Here is an 18,596-nt window from a genome sequence, read left to right as displayed (position 1 = left end):
GGATCATCGTGCTTCTATGCTTAACGTATCGACAGTGGATGTGACAAAAGGAGCGTGGATGAAATTTAGAAAGCAGCTCGCACGGAAACTGGCTCTCGAATCTTCGCTGGGGCGCAGTATCACCTTTTTTATCGTGGCATTGCTGCTGGCCGGTGTGGCGACAACCACATGGACACTGACACGCTCCTGGGAGCGCGCGGTCGAGGATATCGAGCGTGATGCAGTCAACCTGTCGATCTCGCAGGCGCGTCAAGCGGAAGATACTTTTCTCCAGGCGGAGCTGGTGCTGCGCGACATTCGCCGTAATCTGCCGGTAGAGAACGTTGACCAGATCAACGCACCCCAGTTTGATATCTATCTCGCCGATCTGAAATCCCGCCTGCCGCAGCTGCATGGCCTGATGGTCTATGACGCTCAGGGCAATATGAAGTCAACGTCGTTTGGCAAAATCCCGGTGATGTCGAACAACAGCGACCGCGAATATTTTGCCTATCACCGCCGTAATGGTCACGGTAGCGTGCACATTGGTCATGTGATTCGTAGCCGCACAACCGGCGATTTAGTGATCCCGGTTTCATTACGCATCAGCGACAAAGCTGGCGGCTTTGAAGGCATCCTGCTGGCAACGGTAAGAATCGACTATTTCCGCCATTTTTACGCCTATTTTGAGCTGGGTAACCGCGACATGCTGGCGCTGCTGAATATTGACGGCACCGCGCTCTATGTGCGCCCCTATGGGGAGGAGATCATCAACCGCAATCTCTCTGCCAGCCCGCTCTTTACGCGGGAGCTGGCGCGAAAAGATCGCGGTAACGGTACCTGGGTCTCCGCGCTCGATCATGTTGAACGCACCTACGGCTTTGCCCGGCTTGAGCGTTATCCGCTGGTGGTCGCTGCCGGTTACGACAGACCGGCGCTGTGGAAAAGGTGGTTGCAGGAGAGTCTGCCGGATCTGGTGCTTAACGGCATGCTGCTGCTCGGCACGCTGTTGATGGGGTCGATTATATTTCGCCAGGTGCGGCTCAACGTGCGTAATCAGACCGAGCTTGCGGTGCTGCGTGATGAGCTGACCAGTATCAACCATACGCTGCAACTGATGGCGCTGGCCGATGGCCTGACCGGGCTTGCGAACCGTCGCCAGTTCGATCTCTTTTTAAGTAAGAGCCTGAAGGCCTCTGCGCTGACGCAAAAACCGGTGGCGCTGATCATGATCGATATCGACTACTTCAAGCGCTATAACGATTTTTACGGTCATGTTGCCGGGGATAACTGCCTGCGGATGGTGGGCGAGATCCTGCAAAAGCTGAAACTCAGGCCGAATGATTTGATTGCCCGTTACGGTGGCGAGGAGTTCGCAATTGTTCTGCCGGATACCGGGCCTGAAGCGGCGCTGTTTGTTGCCCGTCAGGCGGTGACCGCGGTGCGCAATGCGCAGATCCCGCACGTGAAGACCAGCGCGCAGCAGAGCATTGTTACCATCAGCGCCGGGTGTTATAGCCTGGTTGCCGACCAAAATTATGATGACGCCATTCGCCTGAAAGAGGGGGCGGATAAGGCGCTCTATCAGGCGAAAATCGACGGGCGCGACCGGGCGCTGTCCGCTTCCTGATATAAGTCCTTGCCGGGTGGCGCTGCGCTTACCCGGCCTGGGACGACCAAATCCAATACCTGCATCATCATCGACTACCCTTAATGTTTCTAATGAAGCTGCAAGGAGAGAGCACGATGAGCATGAAAACCAGCGATTTCTTCGTTCAGCGCCTGAAAGAGTGGGGCGTTACACGCATTTATGGTTACCCGGGAGATGGCATCAACGGCGTGCTCGGGGCAATTCAGCGCGCGAATAAATCCGGCGACGGCATTGAGTTTATCCAGGTTCGCCATGAAGAGATGGCGGCGTTTATGGCTGTGGGTCATGCCAAATTTACTGGCGAGCTGGGCGTCTGTCTCTCGACCGGCGGCCCGGGGGCGACCCATATGCTGACCGGCCTCTACGACGCCAAAATGGATCACGCCCCGGTGCTAGCGATTGCCGGCCAGGCAGAGACTACCGCGCGTGGAGCGAGCTATCAGCAGGAGATGAACCTCGATCGCGTCTTCTCCGACGTCGCCAACTTTGTCCAGGAGGCCGCGACCCCTGCGCAGGTGCGCCATCTGGTGGATCGCGGTGTGCGCGTGGCAATGGCGCAGAATGGCGTCGGGGTGGTTATTATCCCGAAAGATGTGCAGGACGAACCCTGGCAGGCTCCGCAACATGCCCACGGCTTTACCCACTCCGGCTCGGGCTATCAGCGCCCGCGCGTTATTCCTCATCAGGTTGATTTGCAGTGTGCCGCGGATGTGCTGAATGCCGGTAAAAAAGTGGCCATCCTGATTGGTGCTGGCGCACGCAATGCAGCGGTGGAAGTGGTGCAGGCGGCGAATGTGCTGGGTGCTGGCGTGGCGAAAGCGCTGCTCGGTAAAGATGTCCTTCCCGATGATGCGCCGTTTGTTACCGGCTCGATTGGTCTGCTTGGCACCGAACCCTCCTGGAAACTGATGCAGGAGTGCGACACGCTGCTGATGATTGGCAGCGGTTTTCCGTGGACCGAATTTTTGCCGGCGGAGGGCAGCGCCCGCGCCGTGCAGATTGATATCGACCCGGCAATGCTGGGGCTGCGCTATCCCTGCGAAGTCAATCTCCACGGCGATTCAGCAGAGACGTTACGCGCCTTGCTGCCGCTGCTGGAGCAGAAAACCGACCGTAGCTGGCAGGAGTCGATTGCGAAAAATGTGCAGAGCTGGTGGGAGCTGATGGAGCAGCGCGCGATGGCACCGGCGAACCCGGTTAACCCGCAGCGCGTGGTGTGGGAGATGTCGCCGCTGCTGCCGGATGACGCGATTGTCACTTCCGATTCAGGTTCCTGCGCCAACTGGTTTGCCCGCGATTACCGCGTTAAGCAGGGGCAGCGCGCGTCGCTCTCCGGCGGGCTGGCCTGTATGGGCGCGGCGGTGCCATATGCGATTGCAGCGAAATTTGCCGCACCGGAGAAGGTGGTTGTCGCGCTGGTGGGCGATGGGGCAATGCAGATGAACAATATGGCAGAGCTGATCACCATTCAGAAGTACTGGCAGCAGTGGGCGAATCCGCGGCTGGTGATTTGCGTCTTCAACAATCAGGATCTTAACCAGGTAACCTGGGAGCAGCGGGTGATGGAGGGCAATCCGCGCTTTGAAGCGACCCAGCAGCTGCCGGATGTGCGTTATGCCGAGTTTGCGCAATCGCTGGGGCTGGGCGGTATTTTTGTTGATACCCCTGATGCGCTTTCAACCGCCTGGCAGCAGGCGTTGCAGTCCGACCGCCCGGTGGTGCTGGAGGTGAAGACGGACCCGGAAGTGGCACCGTTGCCGCCGCATATCACCTTCAAGCAGGCGAAAGCCTTTATGGCCTCGATGGCGAAAGGGGATCGCGGCGCGGTGCAGGTGATTAGCGATACCGCCAGCCAGTTGTTCCATAAGAAGTAATGAAAAAGCCCGGTGACAATGATGTCGCCGGGCTTTTGTCAGAATGCCTGATGGCGGCTTCGCCTTATCAGGCTTACGTGGTGTTGTAGGCCGGGTAAGCGCAGCACCACCCGGCAAGCAATGCCTGATGGCGACTTCGCCTTATCAGGCCTACGTGGTGTTGTAGGCCGGGTAAGCGCAGCGCCACCCGGCAAGCAATGCCTGATGGCGGCTTCGCCTTATCAGGCTTACGTGGTGTTGTAGGCCGGATAAGCGCAGCACCACCCGGCAAGCAATGCCTGATGGCGGCTTCGCCTTATCAGGCCTACGCGGTGTTGTAGGCCGGGTAAGCGCAGCACCACCCGGCAAGCAATGCCTGATGGCGACTTCGTCTTATCAGGCCTACGGAGTGTGTAACTCAAATCTTCTGCAAAAAGGCCAGCAGATCGTTGTTAAGCTGATCCTGGTGGGTAACGGCAAAGCCGTGCGGGCCATTGTCGTAAACCTTCAATTCGGCGCCGGGGATCATCTCGGCTGAGAGCTTACCGGTCGCTTCGAACGGCACCACCTGGTCATTGCTGCCATGAATCACCAGCGTCGGCACATCTACTTTCTTAATATCTTCGCGGAAGTCGGTTTCCGAAAACGCGGTGACGCAATCAATCGTCCCTTTCAGCGACGCCAGCAGGGCGATATTCAGGGTCTGCGTCAGTACGCCGTCGGACACTTTCTGCCCGGCGTTAAGCCCATAAAATGGGGTAGCGAAATCACTGATAAACTGCGCGCGATCTTTACGCAGACCCGCTTTGATCTCATCAAACACGCTCTTGTCGACGCCTTCTGGATGGTCGTCAGTTTTGCCAAAAATAGGGGTGACGGCGCCCAACAGCGCCAGGCCTGCCACGCGCGAGGTGCCATAACGGCCAATGTAGCGCGCAACATCGCCACCACCCATGGAGAAGCCGACCAGCGTGACATCGTGCAGATCCAGCGCGGTGATCAGATCGTTGATGTCGGAGGCAAAAGTATCGTAGTCATAGCCGTTCCACGGCTGCTCAGAACGGCCAAAGCCGCGACGGTCAAAGGCGATAACCCGGTAACCGCGCTCGGCAAGGAAGTTGAGCTGGCTGTCCCACATATCACCATCCAGCGGCCAGCCGTGGCTGAACAGTACCGGTTTACCTGAACCCCAATCTTTGTAGTAGATCTGCGTTCCATCTTGCGTTTTGATAGTACTCATTGCCTTACCTCATCGTTGAGTGGTGACACATTCTTGCTGGTTATTCATTAATGTTCGTATCGCGACAGATGCGCCTCGCGTTTCGAATCACTACCGTAAAACTGTAGCAGCCCATCGCGCGCGTGCAGAGCATGCGGATGGAATCGGAGAATACGTAAGGAGAGAGGATGGAGATCAGGCTGGCACAACCCAATGAGGCACCGGCTATCTGGCGCGTTCGCAATGAAGCGATCCGCCACGGCTGCAAAGGGGTTTATAGCGATGAGGTTATTGCCGCCTGGACGCCGGAGGCGATGCCGCAGGGGCAGGTAATGATGATTAACGACAACCCCTTTTATGTCGCGCTATCTGAACAGGGGCAGCCGGTAGCGACCGGCTTTCTCGATATTGCCACCGGCAGCATCGAGGCGATTTTTACCCTGCCGGAGTGGGAAGGCCACGGGCTGGCGACGCGCATTATGGATGCTCTGAAACAGGAGGCGCTTAGACGTGGCTTTAGCACTCTTCGGCTTGCGGCAACGCCCAATGCTTGCCGCTTCTATCAAAAACGTGGATTTACGGTAGTGCGGGAGAGTGTTTACCACTCGAAGCTGGCGGGAGCGGATCTGCGCTGTATTGATATGGTCTGTCACCTGAAGGAGCGTGATGATGAGTAACAAAGCCGCGGAGGGAATTCTTGCTCTCTATCAGCGCCATGCCGCAGCCTTTGCAGAGCAGCGCTCACGGGCGCTGTTTGAGAAAACGTGGCTGAAGAAGTTCGCGGCACGGTTACCGCCCCAGGGGCGAATAGTGGATATCGGCTGCGGGAACGGTCAGCCCATCGCGGGCTGGCTGATTGCGCAGGGTTTTCAACTGACGGGTGTCGATGGTGCGCCCGCGATGCTCGATCGCGCCCGTGAGAATTTTCCGCATCAACGCTGGCTGTTACAGGATATGCGCCAGCTGTCGCTGGGCGAAACCTTTGACGGGCTTATCGCCTGGGACAGCTTTTTTCATCTGACGCAAGACGATCAACAGCAGATGTTCACCCGCTTTGAACATCACAGCCATGCGGGCAGCGTCCTGATGTTTACCAGCGGGCCGGAAGAGGGCGAAGCACTCGGTCAGATGGAGGGCGAAACGCTCTATCATGCCAGCCTTGCGCCGCAGACGTATCGCAAGCTGCTGGGAGAGATTGGCTTTGAAGTGGTGGAGGTGGTGCTAAACGATCCGCACTGCACCGGGCATTCCGTCTGGTTGGCGCAGCGTCAGACGTAAGTGGAAAAAAGGGGCGTTTCCGCCCCTGATAACGCTTATCTGATGATTTTTATGCTCTTCGACAGGGGTTCAATTACCGTCGAGACCATAATAAAGCAGAGCGCGCAGAAGCCGGTCATTGCCATAAATACCGCGTCCCAGTTCCACGTATCGAGAATCACGCCGACCAACAGCGGCATGCACATCCCGCCGAGCTGCCCGCCCATATTGATAACGCTGTAGGCTACCGGGTAGATCTCTTTACTGGCGCGGCCCATGGCGTAAACGGAGTAGGCCGAGTAGCCCAGCGACAGCATCAGCCCCAGCATAAAGAGCATCAGCGAGAGGACTATTTTGCTCTCCGGCGCATAGACCAGCGAATACATGGTGAAGATTGTGGCACCGGCGCTCAGCAGCATCAGCGGTTTGCGACGTTTATTTAACACCCGGTCCGACAGCACGCCGCCGAGAAAATTGCCTAATACCGTGCCGAGGAACGGTGCCGCCGCCAGCACGGCGGAGCTGGTTAAGTCGAAACCGCGCTCGGTAATCAGGTATTTGGGCAGCCAGGACATCAGCACGCTGACGATGCCGACCATCGAAAAGTAGCCCAGCGCCACGCCATAGATATCCCAGCAGCGAAACACCTGTTTTGAGGTGGTGAGTTCATCCACCTGCCTGGTGCGAATCAGCTTATCCAGCCAGCCATATTTCAGCGTCTCCTGTTGCGCACTCTGGGCGACTGCCGTCGACTCTTCGCGAATATAGGCCACTTCCTGCGCATTCACGAAGCGGCTCTCTTCCGGCTTGTTACGTACCATGAGATACCAGAACAGCGAGAGCAGAATGCCGGGAATGGCGAAGAAGACGAAAATATAGCGCCAGCCCCAGGTCATGATTATCCAGGCGCAAAGTGCGGGCACAATCAGCGGGCCAAACTTGGAGCCTGCGAGAAACAGCCCGGTTGCTGTGCCTTTCTCTTTCGCCGGGAACCACTGATTGATGGTAGCCGTGGAGCCAATCACCACCGGCGCTTCGCTGATGCCCACCAGGCAGCGCAGCAGCTTCAACAGCCAGACATTATTTACCACGCCCATCAGGCCGGTGAATATTGAGGTGAGCAGCATGCCGAGGGCAAAAATATTGCGCATGCCATAGCGTTTAATTAAATAACCGGCGGGAATTTGAAAGAAGGCATAACCGGCAAAGAACAGGCTGATAAGCACACCTGCCATGGTGTTGGAGAGGTTAAATTCCTCCTGAATAAAAGGGATGGCAAAGCCAATATTGGCGCGATCAGCATTGGCGACGGTGTAGATGACAAAAATAAAGCTCATCACCCACCATCTGTAGTGCGTCATTTTAGGTCTGACTGTTTTGTTATCCATAATAGGTAATTCCGTAGGGTTTATTATTTTTTATCAGCGCAAAAATCAAATTCGCTGTAAGGACGCGCGCGGGAAAGGGCGCTTAATAGCTGTGGCTCAATGGTTTCCCGTATGCCTGAGGCAACGGTTAACAGCGCTTCGAGAGAAATACCGGTGTTGACGCCCATGCGGTTAAACATATTTACCGCGTCTTCCGTGGCGCAGTTCCCGGCCGCACCGGGAGCGAAAGGACAACCGCCCAGCCCGCCCGCAGCCGTTTCGAAGCGCATGATCCCGTTCTGATACCCCACCAACATATTGGCGAGCGCCATGCCGTGGGTGTTGTGCATATGCAGGGCGAAATCGACATCCGGGAAACGCAGCTGCACCGTTTGCAGCACCTGCGCGGTCTGGCGCGGGTTGGCAACGCCAATGGTGTCGCACAGGGTGACGCGGCGAATGCCCAGCTGATGGGCGGAGTCGATGATCTCCAGCAGGGTGTTGCTATCCGTTGCGCCAATAAAGGGGCAACCGAATGCTGTCGCCAGTGACAGCGTGATCGTTAACTCCGGCCAGCGGTGGCGAATCGCACAGAGATCCGCCAGCGACTCCTGATGGCTGCGATTGATATTGGCCCGGTTATGCGCCGGGCTGACCGATATCACATAGTTGATGTGCTTAATCTGATGCTCGTGCGCTAACTGCGCGCCTTTACTGTTAGGCACTAATACCCAGGGCGTTATCTGCGGATGTTTAGCCAGCACATGCGCAATAACGTCAGCGGCATCTGCCATTTGCGGGATCGCTTTTGGGCTGACCAGCGACGTTATTTCAAGCTGGGTTAAACCCGCGTCAACGAGTTTGTCGATGATCAGCGTTTTTAAATCGGTGTCGATAAACGATTTAATATTTTGAAAACCATCGCGTGGGCCTACTTCGGTAATCTGAATAGCTGTTGGCATCGTTATCTCCTTATAAAACGCCTGTCTGAATAAGCTCTGCGATTTTTTCGTCGGAGTAGCCCAGCAGCTCTTTTAATACTTCGTGGTTGTGCTGGCCGAGAGTCGGGGCAGGGAAGCGAATCGAGGCTTTCTTATTGGTGAATTTGACCTGGTTTCCGGTCATGGTGATTTTTCCGGCGACCGGATGGTCAATATCGACGAACATCTCGCGCGCTTTGGCAATATGCGGATCTTGCGTGACGCGATCGATGGTATTGATCGGCGCGGCGGGAATACCGGCCTCCAGCAGGCGCTCGACGATGCGATCAATAGGCAGCGTGCGCGTCCAGGTCTCAATAATAGGTTTCAGTTCTGCATGATGAGTGACGCGATCGATATTGGTGCGGAATTGTTCATCTTCCAGCGTCGGGATATTGAGCGTCTGTTTTAGCAGGCCATAGAGCTTGTCGTTACCGCAGGCGATGATGACATAGCCATCTTGCGCTTCGAAGGAGTCGTAGGGGTAGATGGCTTCATAACGGTTGCCGATACGCGTCGGAATACGCCCGGTATTCAGGTAGATGATATTGATGATCTCAAGGGAAGAGACCATGGAATCAACCAGTGCAATATCGACTTTATCGCCGACGCCGGTTTTCAGGCGGTTCGCATAGGCCGCCAGCACGCCGATGGCGCAGCTCATGCCGCCGACGACATCCGCAATCGCCGTGCCAGTACGGGTTGGGGGTGTGTCTTGCCAGCCGGTGGTGCTCATCAGGCCGCTCATTGCCTGGCCGATAATGTCGTAACCCGCGCGCCTGGAGTAGGGACCTGTATGACCAAACCCAGAGACTGCGCCATAAATGATCGCCGGGTTAACTTTGCGCAAATCTTCGTAACCGAGACCGAGCTTTTCCATTACGCCGGGGCGATAATTCTCAAGCACAATATCGCTATTACGTACCATCTCGAGAAAAATAGTACGGCCTTCCTCTGATTTTAAATTAAGTGTGATGCCGCGCTTATTTCTGTTTAAGTTCATAAAGTAGGCGCTTTCGCCGTTTATTTGCGGTGCATTAGCGCGTGAATCATCGCCTCTGCCTGGTAATTCAACTTTAATCACATCGGCACCAAAATCGGCCAGCATCATACCACAATAGGGACCGGCTAATACGCGCGTTAAATCGAGAACCCGCACGCCGGATAATACACCTGACTGATGACTCATAAATTATTCCTTTAACGTTAACAATGAATATGTGGGCATTTATTGCACCCGTTAAAGAGTAATCAAGATGTGTGCCAGAAATTTTGTGCGTTAGTTTAATATGTAACTAACTGATAATTATGTCTTTTTGCGATTATTAATGATCTACATGGGGTAATGAGTTCATAGCAATTGTGTTAGCGATTTCAAATATGTTATTCAGTTAATAAGATAACAACAAAGCAGATCGGAAATATGAAACATAAATCATTGCCCAACCTGGCGTTAATTACCCCTTATCCTTATTTAGCGAATGTCGTAATTGCACAGTGCACCGGATTATTTAATTGCCATGTTTATCATGGCAGCCTGGAAAAAGCGGCGACTATCGCACGCACGCTTGATAGAGAGTATTACGATGTGATCCTGAGCCGGGGCGGAACCGCAGAGTATATTGCCCGCGCGACGGATATTCCTGTCGTTACTATTCAAATGTCCATTTCTGATTTACTGAAAGCATTAATTCCAGTCCGGGATTGTCAGCGACCGATTGCCTTTTTTAATTACCAGCGCTATTTACCCGATGTTGTGTTGCTGGCCTCCTCCCTGAATATCGTTATTGATGAGTTTGTCTTTATTTCTCATGAGGATATGACATCACAACTGGAGCAGTGTTATGCCAGGCATTACACGATTGTAGCGGGCGGTTGCCCGGTAACCGAAACGGCACGGCACTATCAGATGCAGGGCATTTTGATTGAAAACGGCGTGGAATCAGTTAACAGCGCGCTGCGAGAGGCGCTGGCCATCGTTGAGACGACCAAACGCAAAATGCTGGATATGACGCGGCTGGAGATCATTTTGTCCTCTATCACCGAGGGAATTATCGTCACCAATGAAAATAATGACATTCAGCTATTCAATAAAGCGGCTGAAAACATCATTGGGATAACCGCTCCGCAGGCGCTGGGAAAACAGATTGATGCCATTATTAAAAACACGCGCATTAATCAGGTGTTGTTATCGAAGTCGCCGGAGATCCGCGAACTGCAGGAGCTGGAAAACACCTCGATCATAACCAGCCGCGTACCGATGTTTATGGGGAAAGACTGCATTGGCGTGGTCTGCTCATTTACCGATACGCCGCAGATCCAGAAAGTTGAGCGCATTATTCGCGGCAAATTACAGAAGAAGGGCTTTCATGCCCGCTATACCTTCGATCATATCCTGACTGGCGACAGTGCAATGCAGGCGGTGAAAAAGCTGGCGCAGGTGTATGCGCAAACCGATTCGCCGGTGATGATCTATGGCGAATCCGGCACCGGCAAAGAGCTGTTTGCCCAAAGTATTCATAACCACAGTAACCGCAAAAGCGGCCCATTTGTGGCAATCAACTGCGCCGCCATTCCGGAGAGTTTACTGGAGAGCGAACTGTTTGGTTATGAAGGCGGCTCATTCACCGGCGCAAAGCGGGAAGGGAAGGAGGGTTTGATTGAGCTGGCGCATCAGGGCACGCTTTTTCTCGATGAGATTGGCGAGCTGCCGCTGCCGATCCAGAGCCGGCTGCTGCGCGTTCTTCAGGAGTATGAAATCATGCATATCGGCGGGAAAGATATTATTCCCGTTGATGTGAGAATTATTGGTGCGACCAATCGCGCACTCTCCAGCATGGCCGGGGAGGGAAGTTTTCGCCGCGATCTCTTTTACCGGCTCAATGTTTTACCTTTGACCGTGCCGCCGCTGCGCGAGCGCGCAGGTGATTTTCGTTATCTGGCGAGCAAGTTTTTGTGTGACGCGGCGGCAGAACATCTGCTCGGGCAGTTTATCGATTTTTTCGCGGCTTACTCCTGGCCGGGCAACGTGCGCGAGATGCGGTTTATCATTGAGCGGCTGGCGCTGCTCTCTGTCGGCTTTCCGCATTACTCATTGCCGGAGATGCTCTCGCTTACCGGCTCGGCTTTTTCCGCTGCGCCAGTGCCGCAACCCAACGCATCGTTGCATGTCGATCTGACAAAAGGCTCTCTGAAAGAGATCACCAAAGATGTGGAGCGCCAGGTGATACGGTTTTATCTTGACCGGTATCAGCAGAATCAGGAGCAAGCCGCGTTTACGCTGGGCATCAGTAAAATGAGTTTATGGCGAAAGCTGAAGGAGATTAACCATTAATCTGGCGGATGGTTGCGCGTGGTGGGGATCGCTTATCAAGCACAAGCGCCGCATACACGCGGCGCTGGGCGTGCGATTAACGCTTACGTTTGCTTATCGCCATAACGATAAAAACAACTAATGCTGCCCCGCACAAGAATCCTAAAGTATGCATCTCTTCCTCTCACTTCTCCATTACGCTTTTTGCAGGCAAGCAGCGGAGTATAGCCACTGTTGCTTTGAGATTATACCTGGCCTCCCATAATTAGGGGGGCAGCCCTATTTATGTTCTTTGACCGGAAATGACGCGCCATAATTAAACCCACAAGGTTAAGTTATCAGCAGAGATATTTCTTTCTATAGTGATTTACCCAGACAAAAGGAGAGGTCATGTTTGTTTTATTGCATAAATTGTCGCGTCAGATACCCGCACTTATTCTTTTCTGGTGCATTAACTGGTTCATTACACTTATTCTGCTCTCCATCGCCAATAAAACTCATCACCCGTCACTCGTCGGCGCGGCGGTCTGGTTCAATATGCTGTGGGTCTGTGCGTATATCACCGAATACAAGGGGAGCGCACTGTTTCATGCGCAGGAGAGCAAACGTCTGAAGCGCTTTTTGCCGCGCCAGCAACACAGCAAAGTGAAAGTGCTTGTGTCGATGGCGCGAACCACAACGTTATTGTTCTCGGCAAGCTTTCTGCTGGCGATCGCCCATGCCAGCGCCATTGTTGTCTGGTTTCTGATTTTATTTTGCTGCGCGCTGGGTATCGCTTGTCTGGTGCGTTTCTACTTACTCTGCACATCGGTATTGTCAAAACAGGCCGCCTCGCTGTTCGGTAAAATCTGGCCGTTGCTGCTCGCACTTGTGCTCTTTTTCGCCAAAATGTTTGCCAGCGCTATTTTACTTGAGTCCTGGGATCTTCCCGCCGCGCTAATGCCTTATACCACCTGGTGCCTGACGCTGTTTATGGCGGCATTTATCGCTTTCAACATCGCCTATTTTTTAATTATGGTGATTTCAGGCGTGATGGAAACCAGCGTGCGGCGACGTAAAAAGCGTGTCGCGCTGCCGATGAGCAGCCAGATATTTTTGGTGGTTGCCTTTGCCTGCGTCATGCCAGGATTAATGATGGCGAATATCCGTACTCTTGGCGGTGCGCTGGTCAATAACTTTTATCAATTCGACACGCGCAGCACTTTTCGCTGCGGCGATCGTTATCAGACGATTGATGAGCTTGGCGAAAAAGCACGTTATTTAGCGGTGGGTATAAATCAGTACCGTGGTTTTTATCTTAAGAACGGCGATTTACACGGCGTGGTAGTGAAATGTACCACTGGTGATAAATTTATCCGGTATCAGATTTTGGGGCGCGAGGATCTGCCAGAAAACCCGGCTGCAAAAGAGAAGGGCGATAAGCCCGCTCATTAAGACGAAAAGGCGCTGCGGGATCGCAATCCCGCAGCCGCTTTGTTAGCGCTGTTTTTCAGCTCTGGTGTGGTAGAAATAGATGTAAGCCAGGCCCAGCGGCGCAATAAAGATGGATAAGAACCAGCAAACCAGCATGGTCATCATTTTCACCATCAGCATCAGGAGTGCGTTAACGAAAAAGACATTTTGACCCATGATGAATCCAACGATTGTCTCATAGACAAAGCGGGAATAGGGGTAGAGGAATGCATTGATAACAAAGACAATCATATTTCCCGTTTTGTACCCATGCGGGTTGTGCAGGGAGAAATAGATGAATATCGCGGAGATCAAGGCACCAAAAATAAAATGACGAATGTAATAACTGGCTTTTAAACCGCCCAGCGTTTTACGAAAAAAATCCATAATTAACTAACCCCTTTTTGTTTTGCGATGATTAATACGCCTTCCGTATAAGAATAACCGTATCCGTAGCCATATCCGCCTTTACCCGTTCCGTTAGTAATTGAGCCGGAATCATATTTGAACCCCCAGTTGCCGGAGGTGACAGGCGTGATGCTAATAGCTTCAAATCCGTCAGCATTAAGTTGTGCGACCGCAGTTGAAACATCATTGTTCAACCTCTCACCATCAATCTGACAGTCTGACCATCCTTCCTGGATGACTTCTTTTTTGCGAATTTTTTCTTCGAAATCAATGAACCCCAGAAAACGCCTGGTGTTTCCCGTGGGCACTTTGACAGTGATCTCTTTGTAAATGGGCTGGAAGTAGCTTGGCACGTATACCGTTTTGTTCATGAGTTATCCTTTCATCACTTGCAAAATCGCCAATCGAGAACCATGCAGCCCAGGTCAACTGTACGATACTCATGCATGTACAAGATGGTTGGCGGTTGAGCTGCGGATCTGAGGCGTTTTCGAAAGCACATAGCACTTTTACCTAAAACAATCAGAAGCTTATTTTTGCGTATGCCTTTATATCAAAATATCAGGCGTAAGAATATTAAAGAAGAATTATCGCGAAGCGAAAGAAGTCGGACAATGGCAGACGATTTTAAACTGGAGCAGATCATGAACGATGACCAAAAGTTATGCGCGAAGCTCAGCGAACTTGAAAAGCAGCTGCATTGCTTACAGACACGTAATCAACACCGGGTTGTCGATGGATTATTGCATGAAGCGTTTTTTGAGATTGGTCGCTCAGGAAGACGTTACGACAGAGCGCAGGTTGTTGACGCGCTGATCAACGACGCGCCGGAAGATGAAATCCACGCGGAGGATTTCGCAGTCACGAAGTTGAGCGAAGGATGTGCGTTACTGACATATCGCAGTTTTACCTTTGATGCGCAAGGCAAGATCGCCAGGCCAACGCTGCGCGCATCGATATGGATAAAAACAGGAGAAGCGTGGCAAATGCAGTTTCATCAGGGTACGCCAGAGGCATGTTGAGCAGCGCGATTGAGCAAGCGCCGATTATGGCCGGGAAATGCTGGATTGGGCTTTTAGTTTCTTTGGTGCGCATAATGTATATTATGTTAAATGACATATTTGGTTATCCATCCAGACTCTCTGTTGCCTCAGCCTTCGCGCCCCGGCCGTGTTATTCCCTGCTCTGCTCATCCTACTGGTCAGCAATGAGCAAACCTCATATCAGCCGACTGGTTACGTACTCCATAATTAAAGATGCATCTCTTTGCTAAATCCGCCTCACCGCTGCCGTGGAAAACGCCACCATAAAAAAAGCCGGGAGAATCCCCGGCTCTTTTTTGCGTATCGTCAGAGAATGCCCATCTTCCTGGTCTCATCGATCCAGGGCCTGAACTCTTCCAACAAGTTGTCATAGAGTTTTTCGTCACTCATGGTGCCGAAATCATCCATCGCAAAGAAATCGGTGTTATCTACCCGGCGATCGGTAAAGTCATCCAGATTTTCGAGAATGCCGTAGTTCGACCCGCCAAGGCCGACGAACTTCCAGAAGATCGGATAGTTTGCGGAGCGACGAATCGCCTCTTTAATCTCGCGCGTCTTGCTGATGCCGCCATCGGTAATAAAGACCACGTAAACCGGCAGTTTGGACTCTTTGAAGTAATCGACGATCTCTTCCATCACCGGCGGCTCATTATTCACACCGCCCAGCCCCGGCAGGATCTCAAACATCGTACGCTTGCCGTTCTTGCGTATTGTCTCGACGTAATCGTCAAGATTATCCAGCGTGACGTTCGGGTATTTTTTATGTTTCTTGCCGAACGCCCACAGATCCATCTCGCCGTCATCATCAAACTGAACGGCCAGCACCGCGATGCGATCGAGTACCGCCTGAACGTTACCTTTATTAAATTGCCCGCTCATCGAGCCTGAAGCATCCAGAACAAACGCAACGCTTGCCTGTAGCGTATCCAGTTTGTTTTTCGTCAGGCTGACCGTGGCTTTCTTCGCCAGGCTAACCAGCCGCGGCGATTTATCTTGCAGCTTTTTCTCAAGGCTAATGCGCGTCGGCGCCGGTGCTGGCGTTGAAGGCTGCGCGGCAGGCTGGGCAACATCCACACCATAGCTGACGGCTAATGGTTCAAGCCCGCCGTTGAACCCCTGCCCCATTGCTCGTAATTTCCAGGCACTATTGTGGCGATAAACTTCCGCCAGAATGATCGCTTTTTCGCTGCGTCCTGCGGTTTCAACGTGAAAATCCGCAATGCCCTGAGCATCAATGCTTAACTGGCTCAGTGCATCAATGCTTTCGCTGCCGTCAATGACGACCGTGATGCTAATCTTGCTGACGCTTCCGGGAACACGATCGAGCGCGATCGTTACGCTGGACTGCTGCTGCCCGAGCGCCAGTTTGACCGCGCCCTCCGCAGAGGCGAGATTATTGAAGAAGATAAAGTCGGCATCGCCGCTCACTTTTCCCCCGGCATTGAGCATAAACAGACAGGTATCGACTTCGCTCTTAAACCCTGCCCGTCCCGTGTAATTGAGGGTCAGGGTGATGAAGTTCTCCGCCAGCGGCGTGTTTTGTCCCGGTTGTAATCTCATAGGTATTGTCCTTATCAATAACCCTGCTCCCTGCCCTCAGACATGCGTGTGCCTGAAGCGCTGAAGCGGATTCATCTCTTTTGCGTCGTTAAGGAAGTGATAGCGCGGATGCCATAATCGCCATAAAAATTTTAAATGCGGCAATGCTTTAAATATAAGAAGCAAATAAAAACCCCGGCTTACTCTCCGGGGTTTTATATTTTTATATCGCTTAGATATTAACGCCGTGTTGGGAAGCAAGCGCAGCCAGACCGCCCGCGAAGCCCTGCCCAACGGCTTTGAATTTCCACTCTGCGCCGTGGCGATAGAGCTCGCCGAAGATCATCGCAGTTTCAGTGGACGCATCTTCAGAGAGATCGAAGCGAGCAATTTCAGTGCCGTTGTCGTTGTTGTAAACGCGCATGAAGCTGTTGCTCACCATACCGAAGTTCTGCTTACGCGCTTCGGCTTCATAGATGGTTACCGCGAACACCAGTTTTTTGATGTCAGCAGAGACTTTGGTCAGATCGATTTTGACCTGCTCATCATCGCCGTCGCCTTCGCCGGTACGGTTGTCACCCTGGTGCTCGATGGCGCCGTCAGGGCTGGTTTTGTTGTTGAAGAAAATGAAATGGGCGTCTGACAACACTTTACCGTCATCACCAACTGCGAATACGGAGGCGTCCAGGTCGAAACCCTGGCCGTCAGTTACACGTGCATCCCAACCCAGACCGACCATGGCGATATTCATGGTAGGTGCTTCTTTAGTCAGAGATACGTTACCGCCTTTAACGAGAGAGACTGCCATTTTTAGCTCCTGCTAACAGTTATGTTTGGGCTGAATAGTCAGCCCATGTATGAGATCAAGATGCGTTGATGCCGTACTGAGCACAAACGGATGCCAGACCACCAGCATAACCCTGGCCGACCGCGCGGAATTTCCACTCGCCATTGTGGCGATAGAGTTCACCAAACAGCATCGCGGTTTCGGTTGAGGCATCTTCGGTCAGATCGTAGCGAGCCACTTCAGTCTGGTTATCATCATTAACCAGGCGAATGAACGCGCCGGAAACCTGGCCGAAACTCTGGCGACGCGCCTGCGCGTCATGGATTGTCACCACGAAGATGATTTTGTCGACGTCAGACGGCACCGCATCCAGTTTAATTTTCAGCGATTCATCATCACCGTCGCCCTCACCGGTGCGGTTATCACCGGTATGGGTTACGGAGCCGTCAGAAGAGGTTAAGTTGTTATAAAAAATGAAATCGGCGTCACCGCGCACTTTGCCGTTAGCGGCCAGCAGAAAAGCTGACGCATCCAGATCAAAGTCCTGACCATCAGTCGAGCGCGCATCCCAGCCAAGGCCCACCAGGACATTTTTCATTGACGGCGCGGCTTTACTCAGGGATACGTTCCCACCTTTGGAAAGAGAAACACTCATAAAATAACCTCTCAAATAGTTGTGAATTAAGCGTAATGCGTGAGGGGATTAACTCCCCTTTTCCTCTGAATCGGGTTTCGCCGGGAACATCACGCTGGCGATAATGCCCAGCGCCAACACACCCAGTACAACATACAGGCTGGTCGTCGCCGAAATGCTGTAGCCATGGTGCCAGATGTGGTCGGTGGCATTGAGGCCAAGCTTCACTGCGATAAAGAACAGCAGAACGATAACCGCCTTCTCCAGATGAACCAGGTACTGCTTCAGCGCTTCGAGAACGAAGTAGAGCGTACGCAGGCCGAGGATAGCAAACATCATGGCGCTATAAACAATCAGCGGTTCACGGCTAACAGCAATAATGGCCGGGACAGAATCGAATGCAAACATAACATCCGAAAGTTCAACGACGGCCACACACAGGAACAGCGGCGTCGCATACAGGGCGGCTTTCTTACCGCGACCGATGGTCACATCACTGTTTTCTGGTTTTGCCAGTTCCGCATCCACTTCTTTCTGATTAAGCAGGAAGGCATGACCCTTCAGCTTTGGCCAGATTGGGAAGAAGCGTTTCACCATGCGGTACGCCAGATGCTGGGAGTAGTCCTCGATTTCATCATCGTCGTCGCCGCTTTTCAGCATCATCACCGCAGTCCAGGCCACAATAATGGCGAAAACCACTTCAACGTATGGACCAAGGCTCAGCAGGCTGGTACCAATCGCAACGAAAATACCCCTGAACACGATGGCACCAATTACGCCCCAGTAAAGCACGCGGTGACGATAACGATCCGGCACGGCGAACCAGGAGAAGATGGCCATCATTACGAACAGGTTATCGACGGAGAGCACTTTCTCCAGCGCGTAACCGGTCACAAACAGGCTGGCGACTTCCGCGCCGTGATGAATATAGAGGAAACCGGCAAATGCCATCGCAACCGCAACCCAGAAGAGCGACCAGAGCGCGGCACTCTTCAGGGATATTGGCTTGTCGTCACGGTGCATAAACAAGTCAATAAAGATGGCACCGACTGAGAGCGCGATAAAAACAATAACTGTTTCAGTCGGAAAACCGATGTGTGTTGAAACCATAATT

17 protein-coding genes are annotated in these 18,596 nt (G+C 52.9%); 7 read left to right on the top strand and 10 right to left on the bottom strand.

Annotated features, from left to right (window positions below; genetic code table 11):
- The first annotated feature begins 58 nt into the window (after positions 1-58).
- Both EH164_RS11780 and EH164_RS11775 read left to right on the top strand, forming a co-directional pair.
- Complete coding sequence (locus EH164_RS11780; protein ID WP_124968352.1) at positions 59-1,609, top strand: sensor domain-containing diguanylate cyclase; 1,551 nt, start codon at positions 59-61, stop codon at positions 1,607-1,609.
- A 116-nt stretch (positions 1,610-1,725) separates the two neighbouring features.
- Positions 1,726-3,504 (top strand): thiamine pyrophosphate-requiring protein, encoded by a 1,779-nt coding sequence (locus tag EH164_RS11775; protein ID WP_124968351.1) that lies wholly within the window; start codon positions 1,726-1,728, stop codon positions 3,502-3,504.
- Positions 3,505-3,901: 397 nt separating this feature from the next.
- On the opposite strand, the gene EH164_RS11770 is transcribed toward EH164_RS11775, so the two are convergent.
- On the bottom strand, positions 3,902-4,723 hold the full coding sequence (locus EH164_RS11770; protein ID WP_023478895.1) for an alpha/beta fold hydrolase: 822 nt from the start codon (positions 4,721-4,723) through the stop codon (positions 3,902-3,904).
- A 167-nt stretch (positions 4,724-4,890) separates the two neighbouring features.
- Between EH164_RS11770 and EH164_RS11765 the strand changes: the two genes are divergently transcribed.
- Positions 4,891-5,379, top strand: coding sequence for a GNAT family N-acetyltransferase (locus EH164_RS11765; protein WP_124968350.1), 489 nt, complete (start codon positions 4,891-4,893; stop codon positions 5,377-5,379).
- Entirely contained in the window at positions 5,372-5,980 is a 609-nt protein-coding gene (locus EH164_RS11760; protein ID WP_124971418.1) for a class I SAM-dependent methyltransferase, read from the top strand. Before EH164_RS11765 ends, EH164_RS11760 begins: the two co-directional genes overlap by 8 nt.
- Positions 5,981-6,015: 35 nt before the next feature.
- Here the strand turns inward: EH164_RS11760 and EH164_RS11755 are convergent, their stop codons facing one another.
- Genes EH164_RS11755 through EH164_RS11745 form a run of 3 tightly spaced genes read right to left on the bottom strand, consistent with a single transcriptional unit; the run spans position 6,016 to position 9,495 of the window.
- A complete protein-coding gene (locus tag EH164_RS11755) occupies positions 6,016-7,347 on the bottom strand; it encodes an MFS transporter (protein ID WP_241174958.1) in 1,332 nt (443 codons plus the stop codon).
- Between the two features lie 23 nt (positions 7,348-7,370).
- On the bottom strand, positions 7,371-8,288 hold the full coding sequence (locus EH164_RS11750; protein ID WP_124968349.1) for a hydroxymethylglutaryl-CoA lyase: 918 nt from the start codon (positions 8,286-8,288) through the stop codon (positions 7,371-7,373).
- 10 nt (positions 8,289-8,298) lie between these two features.
- Positions 8,299-9,495 (bottom strand): CaiB/BaiF CoA-transferase family protein, encoded by a 1,197-nt coding sequence (locus EH164_RS11745; RefSeq protein WP_124968348.1) that lies wholly within the window; start codon positions 9,493-9,495, stop codon positions 8,299-8,301.
- Positions 9,496-9,729: 234 nt separating this feature from the next.
- On the opposite strand from EH164_RS11745, the gene EH164_RS11740 reads away from it, so the two are divergent.
- Together EH164_RS11740 and EH164_RS11735 are read left to right on the top strand one after the other, a co-directional pair.
- Entirely contained in the window at positions 9,730-11,640 is a 1,911-nt protein-coding gene (locus EH164_RS11740; RefSeq protein ID WP_124968347.1) for a sigma-54-dependent Fis family transcriptional regulator, read from the top strand.
- Between the two features lie 369 nt (positions 11,641-12,009).
- Complete coding sequence (locus EH164_RS11735; RefSeq protein ID WP_124968346.1) at positions 12,010-13,053, top strand: hypothetical protein; 1,044 nt, start codon at positions 12,010-12,012, stop codon at positions 13,051-13,053.
- 42 nt (positions 13,054-13,095) lie between these two features.
- On the opposite strand, the gene EH164_RS11730 is transcribed toward EH164_RS11735, so the two are convergent.
- Together EH164_RS11730 and EH164_RS11725 are read right to left on the bottom strand one after the other, a co-directional pair.
- The gene (locus tag EH164_RS11730) at positions 13,096-13,458 is read right to left on the bottom strand and encodes a hypothetical protein (RefSeq protein ID WP_023478808.1); all 363 of its coding nucleotides are present in this window, start codon (positions 13,456-13,458) and stop codon (positions 13,096-13,098) included.
- Between the two features lie 2 nt (positions 13,459-13,460).
- Positions 13,461-13,850 carry a hypothetical protein gene (locus EH164_RS11725; RefSeq protein WP_124968345.1) on the bottom strand — a complete coding sequence of 130 codons (390 nt, stop codon included), beginning with the start codon at positions 13,848-13,850 and terminating at the stop codon, positions 13,461-13,463.
- Positions 13,851-14,093: 243 nt separating this feature from the next.
- Here EH164_RS11725 and EH164_RS11720 point away from each other — a divergent pair, with 243 nt between their 5' ends.
- Entirely contained in the window at positions 14,094-14,501 is a 408-nt protein-coding gene (locus EH164_RS11720; protein WP_241174957.1) for a DUF4440 domain-containing protein, read from the top strand.
- Positions 14,502-14,828: 327 nt separating this feature from the next.
- Here the strand turns inward: EH164_RS11720 and EH164_RS11715 are convergent, their stop codons facing one another.
- The 4 genes from EH164_RS11715 to terC form a co-directional block, all read right to left on the bottom strand.
- A complete protein-coding gene (locus EH164_RS11715) occupies positions 14,829-16,082 on the bottom strand; it encodes a VWA domain-containing protein (protein WP_124968344.1) in 1,254 nt (417 codons plus the stop codon).
- Positions 16,083-16,293: 211 nt separating this feature from the next.
- Positions 16,294-16,869 carry a TerD family protein gene (locus EH164_RS11710; RefSeq protein ID WP_023478842.1) on the bottom strand — a complete coding sequence of 192 codons (576 nt, stop codon included), beginning with the start codon at positions 16,867-16,869 and terminating at the stop codon, positions 16,294-16,296.
- Between the two features lie 55 nt (positions 16,870-16,924).
- Complete coding sequence (gene terD / locus EH164_RS11705) at positions 16,925-17,503, bottom strand: tellurium resistance membrane protein TerD (RefSeq protein ID WP_000116676.1); 579 nt, start codon at positions 17,501-17,503, stop codon at positions 16,925-16,927.
- A 48-nt stretch (positions 17,504-17,551) separates the two neighbouring features.
- Positions 17,552-18,592 carry a tellurium resistance membrane protein TerC gene (terC, locus tag EH164_RS11700; protein WP_124968343.1) on the bottom strand — a complete coding sequence of 347 codons (1,041 nt, stop codon included), beginning with the start codon at positions 18,590-18,592 and terminating at the stop codon, positions 17,552-17,554.
- Positions 18,593-18,596 lie beyond the last annotated feature (4 nt).

It is taken from the genome of Kosakonia sp. CCTCC M2018092 (assembly GCF_003864115.1).
Taxonomy (GTDB): domain Bacteria; phylum Pseudomonadota; class Gammaproteobacteria; order Enterobacterales; family Enterobacteriaceae; genus Kosakonia; species Kosakonia cowanii.
This window is presented reverse-complemented; position numbering and strand designations above follow the sequence as displayed.

Excerpts from the sequence above, each read along its gene's own strand:
- EH164_RS11775 (WP_124968351.1), top strand. The coding sequence starts at position 1,726 with ATGAGCATGAAAACCAGCGATTTCTTCGTTCAGCGCCTGAAAGAGTGG.
- EH164_RS11715 (WP_124968344.1), bottom strand. The coding sequence starts at position 16,082 with ATGAGATTACAACCGGGACAAAACACGCCGCTGGCGGAGAACTTCATC.
- EH164_RS11745 (WP_124968348.1), bottom strand. The coding sequence starts at position 9,495 with ATGAGTCATCAGTCAGGTGTATTATCCGGCGTGCGGGTTCTCGATTTA.
- EH164_RS11740 (WP_124968347.1), top strand. The coding sequence starts at position 9,730 with ATGAAACATAAATCATTGCCCAACCTGGCGTTAATTACCCCTTATCCT.
- EH164_RS11760 (WP_124971418.1), top strand. The coding sequence starts at position 5,372 with ATGAGTAACAAAGCCGCGGAGGGAATTCTTGCTCTCTATCAGCGCCAT.
- EH164_RS11720 (WP_241174957.1), top strand. The coding sequence starts at position 14,094 with ATGGCAGACGATTTTAAACTGGAGCAGATCATGAACGATGACCAAAAG.
- EH164_RS11710 (WP_023478842.1), bottom strand. The coding sequence starts at position 16,869 with ATGGCAGTCTCTCTCGTTAAAGGCGGTAACGTATCTCTGACTAAAGAA.
- EH164_RS11780 (WP_124968352.1), top strand. The coding sequence starts at position 59 with ATGAAATTTAGAAAGCAGCTCGCACGGAAACTGGCTCTCGAATCTTCG.
- EH164_RS11750 (WP_124968349.1), bottom strand. The coding sequence starts at position 8,288 with ATGCCAACAGCTATTCAGATTACCGAAGTAGGCCCACGCGATGGTTTT.
- EH164_RS11735 (WP_124968346.1), top strand. The coding sequence starts at position 12,010 with ATGTTTGTTTTATTGCATAAATTGTCGCGTCAGATACCCGCACTTATT.
- EH164_RS11770 (WP_023478895.1), bottom strand. The coding sequence starts at position 4,723 with ATGAGTACTATCAAAACGCAAGATGGAACGCAGATCTACTACAAAGAT.
- terD (WP_000116676.1), bottom strand. The coding sequence starts at position 17,503 with ATGAGTGTTTCTCTTTCCAAAGGTGGGAACGTATCCCTGAGTAAAGCC.
- EH164_RS11730 (WP_023478808.1), bottom strand. The coding sequence starts at position 13,458 with ATGGATTTTTTTCGTAAAACGCTGGGCGGTTTAAAAGCCAGTTATTAC.
- terC (WP_124968343.1), bottom strand. The coding sequence starts at position 18,592 with ATGGTTTCAACACACATCGGTTTTCCGACTGAAACAGTTATTGTTTTT.
- EH164_RS11765 (WP_124968350.1), top strand. The coding sequence starts at position 4,891 with ATGGAGATCAGGCTGGCACAACCCAATGAGGCACCGGCTATCTGGCGC.
- EH164_RS11725 (WP_124968345.1), bottom strand. The coding sequence starts at position 13,850 with ATGAACAAAACGGTATACGTGCCAAGCTACTTCCAGCCCATTTACAAA.
- EH164_RS11755 (WP_241174958.1), bottom strand. The coding sequence starts at position 7,347 with ATGGATAACAAAACAGTCAGACCTAAAATGACGCACTACAGATGGTGG.